General features: G+C 35.7%; 2 protein-coding genes, 1 pseudogene and 1 CRISPR repeat array. All 3 genes and pseudogenes read right to left on the reverse strand.

Annotated elements, in window-relative coordinates; translation table 11 throughout:
• Window positions 1-88 precede the first annotated feature (88 nt).
• Window positions 89-298: a CRISPR-associated endonuclease Cas2 gene (cas2, locus tag ACTNES_RS19915; protein ID WP_441040482.1), complete on the reverse strand. Its 210-nt coding sequence runs from the start codon at window positions 296-298 to the stop codon at window positions 89-91.
• Between the two features lie 11 nt (window positions 299-309).
• Complete coding sequence (cas1, locus tag ACTNES_RS19920; protein ID WP_441040483.1) at window positions 310-2217, reverse strand: CRISPR-associated endonuclease Cas1; 1908 nt, start codon at window positions 2215-2217, stop codon at window positions 310-312.
• A 197-nt stretch (window positions 2218-2414) separates the two neighbouring features.
• A CRISPR array of direct repeats spans window positions 2415-3299; the repeat unit is 29 nt; unit sequence GTGTCAATTCCTCTTAGGTACGGTACAAC.
• A 263-nt stretch (window positions 3300-3562) separates the two neighbouring features.
• Window positions 3563-3818 (reverse strand): annotated as a pseudogene (locus ACTNES_RS19925) (MATE family efflux transporter); the annotation flags it as partial.

A 3818-nucleotide genomic window follows, 5' to 3' on the forward strand; every position in this document is an offset into this window, starting at 1 on the left:
TAAAACTTATACAGCAGCAGTGTGCTGCACAAGCCCAATAAGCTTTAAAAAAAGACTTTTTCCACCAAGGGGAAAGTGCGCCCAAAATTCAAGTTATGGATTCACACTTATAGATTATAATACTGTCTTCGTCCTTAACAATCGCTCGAAACAGTTCCTTTTTTAGTTTATTCAGCTTTGCCTCTGTAATGCTTCCTTCAAACACAGATTTCTGCACATGTTCCAGATATTTTTTGCATATTCTCATAACTCTGGCAGTTCTTTTCACATTAATGTCATATACAACAATTGTAAACATTTCATTTTCCCCTATGTATATTTATAAGGCTTGTAAGTCTCTCTCTGTTCAATGAATTTTTTCAGTTTCTGTACCTCGTTTTTCATTATAAAATCATAAGTATGTTCCACACCGTTATATTTAATTTTCTGATAAATCTTTCTTTCAAACTCCTGCAAAAACTGTTTCTTTCCATTTTTGCTTAAATACACACCATTATTTTCGACTTCAACAAAATCATAAGCATTCAGCATTTTGCGATTCACAAGCGTAAAAATAGTTCTATCTACTATTATCGGCTTAAATAAATCCGCAAGATCCAGATTTAAACTTTCCGGTCTGCTATTCGCTGCATGTACTATTCCAATACGGATATCCAAAGAGGTTCGATTAATCTCATTCGCAAACCGTTGATATAAAAGTGTATTTCCAAAGCTAATCATCGCATTTAACGGATCCTCCGGTGGTCTCTTGGTTCTCTTTTTAAAAGTAAAACCCGATTCTGCCATAATAACATTAAAACATTGATAATATTTTTGCCTTGCACGTGCTTCTAATGTCATAAGTCCGGTTATATCTTTTGCTTCATTAAGTTTCTGAATAAGTCCAGTAATATAGGCAATCGTATCCTGAAGCACTTCATCTGGCTTGCGTCGTTCATAGTATCTTAAATTCGCCCGCAGATTTGATATGCTAGCAATTTCTAACTTTCTGGCAAGATCAAACCTGGCTCTTTCATCTTCATACAACTTTATCTGTTTAATCTCCGTCTTAATATTTCGACGATTATTCTGGGGAACAAATGCTCCAACTTTTTCTCCATAACGATCAATAATATTCACATTTAATCCATGCTCATTCACAAACTCAAAAAATCCCCCACTAAATATAACATTAGAATATACATATAGCGATTCTGCTGTTTCTACTGGAATATATTTTTTTCCTTCATCTCCTTCAAAGAGAATTGTAAAATCATGTTTAGTCAATATTCCTTCATTAATCAAATGATAGTTATGGTCTATCCGTGTAATACCAGTAGTATACCAATCTCTATATACTGTTCGATAAGCTTTTTGCTCTTTCTTCACAAAAACTTTACCGTCTTTTTCACTGAATCGATATCCCAGATATTTTCGATTCAAAGCTTTAAACACACCGCTTTTTCCAATATTTAACGATAGCCCTTCCTTCTCTTCCAAATATGTCTTAACATCCTGATATTGTTTAAAAGCATCCTCATAAGATTTACAATAAATATTAATATTATCCCCAAATCTGCAGAACTTATATTCCTGTTTTTCCATGTAATGATCTAAACCATTCAGATAAATATTGCTGAGTAATGGACTGAGAGATCCACCCTGAAGAATCCCTTTTTCTTTTTGATAAAAGATATGATCATCCATAATCGTACAACGGCAATATCCTATTAACAAATCAAACACTCGTGGATCCTGAATATATTCTTGTACTTTCAATAAAAGTTTTCCTTGGTCAATATTATCAAAGTAATTTTCAATATCAATCTCTGCGCTCCACTTATAGCCCTGTTCGATATATGTTGCCGCCTGCCCTACTGCTTGTTGAGTTCCTTTATAATCCCGATATGCATATGCATACTCAGAAAACAGCGGTTCCCAAAACCGACTCATCTCCTGCATAAGAGCCCGATATATAAAACGATCTACCGTATTCATCAATGAAATATTACGTCTTTTTTGTTTCGCATTAACAATTTCGTGCAACTTAACAACGCCGGGAACATATTTCCCGACGTAAATTTCCTGCTTTATCTTATCCCCATTTACTTTCCAATAATCATCAAACATTGATATTTTGATTCCATCAAGTCCACAGCTATCTCGCTTTCCCTGTAAAGATTCCCTTGCCAATGCCAGATTTTCATCAGACAGAACATTTTCAATCCTAACTTCCACAATTATACTCCTGTAACTAAACGAATGCCCTCTATTTAACTCGCTGCTTACTCATAAACAAAAGTCCTCAAAATGCAATCTCTTAAACATGCTTTTATAAATATTTTAAACCTTTCATTACTACTTTAGATATGCGATACGATGCGACTCTCGTATTTAGGTAAATTACCTTTGTTTTTCACTTTGGGTATTGACATGCGTCAATTCCTCTTAGGTACGGTACAACTTTTGAAGAGATTTATGATGGTGCTAAACTTTATTATGTGTCAATTCCTCTTAGGTACGGTACAACTCGGCTTGTAGCAATACTTGTTTCAGCTATGTTGCTGGTTTTAGGTGTCAATTCCTCTTAGGTACGGTACAACTTAATGTTAGTTTACCACAAAATCTTGAAACCCATGTTGTGTCAATTCCTCTTAGGTACGGTACAACATGTAGCACAGTGGATAGCTGATTGTGCTGAAACTCAGAGTGTCAATTCCTCTTAGGTACGGTACAACATTCAGATAGCAGAAGACCTACTTGAAGACGGTGTAAAGCCTGATGTGTCAATTCCTCTTAGGTACGGTACAACATAATAATAGAGTTTCAAAAATGGATAACTGAAAGATGTGTCAATTCCTCTTAGGTACGGTACAACAACTTATTTTTTTCTCAAACTTACTTAATAAACTTGAGAACACTAAAGTGTCAATTCCTCTTAGGTACGGTACAACAGCCGGAGAAGTTTTCTTAAAGGTAGTTGATGCAAATGTGTCAATTCCTCTTAGGTACGGTACAACGGGGATATTGGCAAAACAATCAGTAAACCCGAAGACGCCATCTGTAAGAGTGTCAATTCCTCTTAGGTACGGTACAACAGGGTTAACCTGACCAAGGATACTGGACTGAAAGAGGCTATGATCGTGTCAATTCCTCTTAGGTACGGTACAACATGGAATGAAAAACATTATCGTTTCTTCTATCGACTAATTAGCCCTATGGTGTCAATTCCTCTTAGGTACGGTACAACAGATTAACAGTTGGATTGCAGTAATATTCCAGAAAGCAGTGGTGTCAATTCCTCTTAGGTACGGTACAACAGCAGTCTTTTCCTACTATTATTAATATAGTATTATATTTTTTTCAGAAATTCAACCATTTTTCTTCCAAAAAGTCCGTCGACCTATTTTCCTGCCTGACACTTATTATTTCCATATAATTCAGTATTTCCAGACCTTTTTCTACATCAAAAAAATTCTCATTTGAAGTCGACAGTCTTTTTTGTGATATTTCAGCTTTTTTCTATCCTAATCTGTAATTTTCTTTCCTTTACAATTCTCATAAACCCTTGTATTTACTGGTTTTAAAGGTCGACGGACTTTTTATTGATGACAAGCATTTTGGCAGACTTTCGGATACACCACAGGCATGTCGGAAAAATATAGCAGATTGCTGTGATCCAGGCGGTTTGGTCTGCGAAACAGATGGCTGTAAAGCCAAAAGCTCCTACAAATCCAAGACTGACAACTGTTCTGGCGATCATTTCTGTTACGCCGGAAAAAACTGCTCTGCCTGAATATCCAAGTCCCTGAGTTACCATTCGGGCAACATTCAAAATA

Origin of the sequence: Blautia sp. HCP3S3_D9 (assembly GCF_052063845.1) — a bacterium.
In the GTDB taxonomy this organism is placed as follows: Bacteria; Bacillota; Clostridia; order Lachnospirales; family Lachnospiraceae; genus Blautia_A.

What these genes read in the sequence shown, in the direction of transcription:
- cas2 (WP_441040482.1), bottom strand. Translation starts at nt 298, where the DNA reads ATGTTTACAATTGTTGTATATGACATTAATGTGAAAAGAACTGCCAGA.